We start from the raw sequence: 4,539 nt of genomic DNA, 5'->3' as shown, positions 1-4,539 counted from the left end.
AAAATTTCAATCTATTACCTATCCGGGGGATAAAGCCCCCGGCAATAGATTTGCTTCTCTGCTAAAATTTCAATCTATTACCAATCCGGGGGATAAAGCCCCCGGCAATAGATTTGCTTCTTTGCTAAAATTTTCAATCTAATACCAATCCGGGGGATAAAGCCCCCGGCAATAGATTTGCTTCTTTGCTAAAATTTTCAATCTAATACCGTCGGTTTTAACCGACGGAGAAGGACTAACAACGCAACTTAATTGAACGGATTAAGCGGTTTATAATGAAACGCCCCTTTTCCACGGAATAAAGTCATCCTGGCCGAGTTGCTGCGCTTTGGTGAGCTCGCCACTGGCAACTTTGATCACGTATTCCAGCAGTGCTTCGGCATTCTGTTCGATTGATTGCGTGCCATCCACGACAGGTCCACAGTCGAAATCGATCACGTCGGGCATGCGCTGGGCGAGTGCGGAATTGGTCGCTACTTTTGCAACCGGGCAGATCGGGTTACCCGTCGGGGTGCCGAGGCCGGCGCCCTGAACCTCGTTGCCGATGCGCAGGAAGAGGCGCGTCGTCAGCCCCGGTGGCTTGTTGGTGTAAGATTGCGGTTCGTCCTTGTAGATGACGGCGGTATTGTAGATATGCGCGCCGAAGATCGTTTCGGCGCGGTGGCCGCTCGACTTCTGTTCGAAGCGGCCGAGCGCATGGAGCCAGCCGTCGCCTTCGCCGCCTTCGCGGAAGTCGTAGAGAAACTCGACATGGCCGTAGCCGGAGGGGAGCTTCAGGCTCTCATTTGCGATCCACTTTTCGACGTCGATCTCGACGCTTTCGCGGCGCTGGATACGGCCGAGATAACGCGCCGCGACGCGCGATCCGTCGGCGTCGATCAACTCGGCGCGGATCGGCAGCTCATGCTGCTCGGTCGCCATCGGCGTCGGCAGCATGACGCTTGAGAATTCGGCGCGCGGCAGCACGGGCAGCGGCATGATGTAGCCCTTGCCCATGACGTCCGTCAGCGAAGCCAGCGCCGGGTTCGGCTTCAAGTCCGTGCGTTCGACATTCGCATGCGCGATGCGGCGCTGGCCTTGCGCGCGCTTCACTTCGTAGCGCGGCCGCACGAAATAGCGGCCCGCGACGATCTCGACCTGATCGGGCCATTTCGCCTGCGGCAGAAGATCGTCGACAGAAATCGCCCGCGTCGCGAAGGGCGCGATCTCGTCCTCGAACCACGAGACGTCCTGCGCCCCCATGATGTTGAGGCCGACGGTGCGCGGCGGGATGGGCATCGGATGCGAATTCTGGATGAAGAGCGTCACGCTCTCGTCTTCCTCGCCCGCGGGCATGCCGGCATAGAAATCGGCAGGCCAGGCATTGGCGTCATGCGAGCAGGAAAGCGCGCGGCCGCCCTCGCCATACATGTCGAGCGCGTATTTGACGACGTCGTGGCCCTTGATCCGGATCGCATGGATGAAGAGCGAGCCCGTGAAATCGCCGAGGCCGAAGCGATGGCGGATTTCCGAACTGTCGATGGCGAAGGGCGCGCCGGCGGCGGGCAGCGTCTCGCGCCATTCGGCGAGCTGTTCGCCGTCCTCGCCGAAAAGGCAGAGCCAGAGCTCCGGGTTCGCCGCGCCGTGAAGCGACCAGTAATTCGCGCTGGCGACGCGCGTATGGATGCCGTCCGCGCCCGCGCTCTCTCGCATCAGCGCGAAATTGGTCGCGAAATTCATCGGGTCGAGATAGTTCGACCTGTTGGTCAGCATGTCGTCGGGGATGCGCGTCTCGTCGAGCGTCGCGATCCGCGCGCCCTTCGGAAAGAGATGCAGCATCGGCGCGAGAACCTTCTCGGCGTCGAAGAGCAACACCAGCACCGCCTTCGCGCCCGACGCGCCGATGAGGCTCAGGGGCTTGGCGTCATGTCCGAGAAAGGCGCCGCCCAGATCCTCGACGCGCTGCACGTAATAGCCGCAGACATCGAGGCGCGAGAGATCGTAATAGGCGTGGAAATTGCCGATCGCATGGGTCGGGTCGTAGATCGCGACGGGGCCCGCCTTGGCGAGATCCTCGATCAGCGCATGCGCCTTCGGCGCCGTCAGCGGATGGCCGAGCGCCTTGAAGAGCGTCGCGCCGCCCGCATTGTTGCCGGGCCGCCAGCCATGCGCGAGGTCGGCGTTCTTGAAGGTTTCGATTTCGAGCGCCATTCCGCCTCTCAGGACGCGCGCGCGGCGACGCCGCCGAACGGATTGATGCGCTTCAGGAACATCGTGAAGCGGTGCCGGCGCTGCTCGTGCTCGACGACGGCCTCGTCGCGCACCCAGTTCATCTGGATCGCGCGGCGCGGGCCTTCGAAGGGCTCGTGGCCGTGCCAGGAATTTTCCGAGCGGCGGAAGACGAGAAGCGTGCCGCCATTGGGCGAGACTTCTTCCGCCGCGTCGTTGAGGTCGGTCGCCGAGCGCAGGATGCGCAGGCGCCCGCCATCCTTGTCCCATTCCTGGTTCATGTAGAGGAGCACGGTGATGATCTTCGATTCCGTGTCCGTGTGGATCTTGCCGTTCGAGCGCGCGCAGTTGCCGCGCACCGTGAACATGGTCGGCCGGTCGGAAAGATCGAGGCCGAACTTCTCCTCGATCGCCTTGCGGAACTCCGGCCCGTTCATCTCGTCGAGCAACTGCTCGAAGGCGCCATGAATGTCGAGCTCGCTCGGCGGGATCGAGCCTGTCGATTCGATCGTCGGAAAATCGGCCAGCACCTTCGCGAAGACTTCGGGTTTCACGAAATGCTCCACGACGAAATAGTCGTAAGGCTCCCGCTTCAGCGGGGTCGCGCGCAAGGCGTCGATATCGAGCAGGCTCATCGTCTGTCCTATCGGGACTGGTCAACGCCGCTTCCGCGCCGCGCTGCGAGACCGCACGCGATCGCTTCGGCGATCTCATGCGTAGCATTTAATGGCTCATAACCCCAGCTTTCAAGCTGGCCGGCAAATGGTCGCGCCGCGCCATGGGCGTACATGCCGTCAAGAAAGCGGCGGAACTTGGGGGAGCCGCCTTCGAGTTCGATGATATAGACGGGTTTGCCGGTGGAAGCCGCCTCGCCGACCATGTTGACGGAATCGCAGGTGACGACGATGGCGTCGGCGCTGCCCAGAAAGCCGAAATAGGGGTTCTCGCCGGTGCCGTCCCACATCAGCGCGGGCTTGTCCTTCAGCGCCTCGCGGATAATCGCAGATTGCGCTGTGCCGGTGCGCCGCGAGGGCGTGACCATGAGCCCGGCGTGGAAATGATCGGCGAGGCCCGCGAGCTGTGCGCCGACGCGCTGCGCCGTTTCTTCCGAAAACGTATAGACGGCATTGGACCCGCCGAGCAGCACCGCGACGCGGGGATGGGGCAGATGGGCAACCTGCGGTTCGATCCGCGCGGCTTCTGCCTCGAGCTTTTCCCGCGTCAGGCGATGCGGCGAGGTCAGCGTCGAGAGCACATTCTCGCCCTCGAGCCGGTCATGCGCCGGCGCCCAGACGAAATCGAACTGCGCGGGCGAAACCTTCGGGTCCTGCAGCACCGCGACAAAGGTCTTCCCGCCGGACTTCCGGCGGATCATCCTTGCATAGGGGATCGACTGGCGGCCGGAGGCGATCAGGAGATCAGGCCAGGGCGGGCTGATGCCCTCGGCCGGCGCGGCCGGGCCCCAAGGCGCGATCCAGCGATGTGGCGCGCCGGGCTTCACGCGCTTGATGTCGGGCGTAAGCCCCAGCGCCTCGCAGATGCCCAGCGCCTGCACCTCGAACCCGGCCATGCCATTGGTCAGGATCCAGGCCTTAATACCTCCCCCCTTGAGGGGGAGGTCGGATCGCGCCAGCGATCCGGGTGGGGGGGCTTCTTCGCGAGACTCTTTTTCGCGGCTCCCCCCCTCCCAACCCTCCCCCTCAAGGGGGGAGGGCTTTTGATCGTTGGATGAAGGCGGCGTTTCGGTCATTTTCGTGCGCTGTTGAGCAATTTTATTGCTGAATTAAACCGGGCTTCAGAGTAAGTAAAGCCCGGCAAACCTCAACCCGGACGACATCATGAAACGCGTCAAACTCGACGCCATCGACCTCCAGATTCTGACCGAATTGCAGAATGATGGGCGGATCACCAATGTCGAGCTGTCGGAGCGGGTCGGCATTTCGGCGCCGCCCTGCCTGCGCCGCGTCCGCGCGCTGGAAAAGGCCGGGCTGATCCGCGGCTATCATGCGGACCTCAACGGCAAGGCGCTCGGCTTCGAGGTGACGGTCTTCGCGATGGTCGGTCTTCACAGCCAGGCGGAAGCGGATTTGAAAGCCTTCGAGGCGTTGGTCGGAAGCTGGCCGCTCGTCCGCGAATGTCACATGCTGAACGGCGAAATCGACTTCATGCTGAAATGCGTCGCGCCCGACCTCGCGACCTTCCAGAATTTCCTGACCGAAAAGCTGACGCCCGCCCCGAACGTCGCCAGCGTCCGCACCTCCCTCACCATCCGCCAGTCGAAGCACCTGCCGGGCGTACCGCTCGAGGCGCTGGAGACGGAGGAGGAGTAGG

General features: G+C 62.7%; 4 protein-coding genes. 1 reads left to right on the top strand and 3 read right to left on the bottom strand.

Annotated elements, in window-relative coordinates; all coding sequences use genetic code 11:
* Positions 1-270: 270 nt before the first annotated feature.
* Genes VMR03_RS02325 through VMR03_RS02315 form a run of 3 tightly spaced genes read right to left on the bottom strand, consistent with a single transcriptional unit; the run spans position 271 to position 3,778 of the window.
* Positions 271-2,190 carry a hypothetical protein gene (locus tag VMR03_RS02325; RefSeq protein WP_325401888.1) on the bottom strand — a complete coding sequence of 640 codons (1,920 nt, stop codon included), beginning with the start codon at positions 2,188-2,190 and terminating at the stop codon, positions 271-273.
* A gap of 8 nt (positions 2,191-2,198) precedes the next feature.
* Positions 2,199-2,843: a 2OG-Fe(II) oxygenase gene (locus VMR03_RS02320; protein WP_325401886.1), complete on the bottom strand. Its 645-nt coding sequence runs from the start codon at positions 2,841-2,843 to the stop codon at positions 2,199-2,201.
* Positions 2,844-2,851: 8 nt separating this feature from the next.
* Positions 2,852-3,778, bottom strand: coding sequence for a mitochondrial fission ELM1 family protein (locus VMR03_RS02315; protein ID WP_325401884.1), 927 nt, complete (start codon positions 3,776-3,778; stop codon positions 2,852-2,854).
* A 268-nt stretch (positions 3,779-4,046) separates the two neighbouring features.
* Here VMR03_RS02315 and VMR03_RS02310 point away from each other — a divergent pair, with 268 nt between their 5' ends.
* Entirely contained in the window at positions 4,047-4,538 is a 492-nt protein-coding gene (locus VMR03_RS02310; RefSeq protein ID WP_325401882.1) for an Lrp/AsnC family transcriptional regulator, read from the top strand.
* Position 4,539 lies beyond the last annotated feature (1 nt).

Origin of the sequence: Parvibaculum sp. (assembly GCF_035511255.1) — a bacterium.
GTDB lineage: Bacteria > Pseudomonadota > Alphaproteobacteria > Parvibaculales > Parvibaculaceae > Parvibaculum.
The sequence above is the reverse complement of the archived record's forward strand: the minus strand, read 5'-3'. Positions and strand labels throughout refer to the sequence as shown.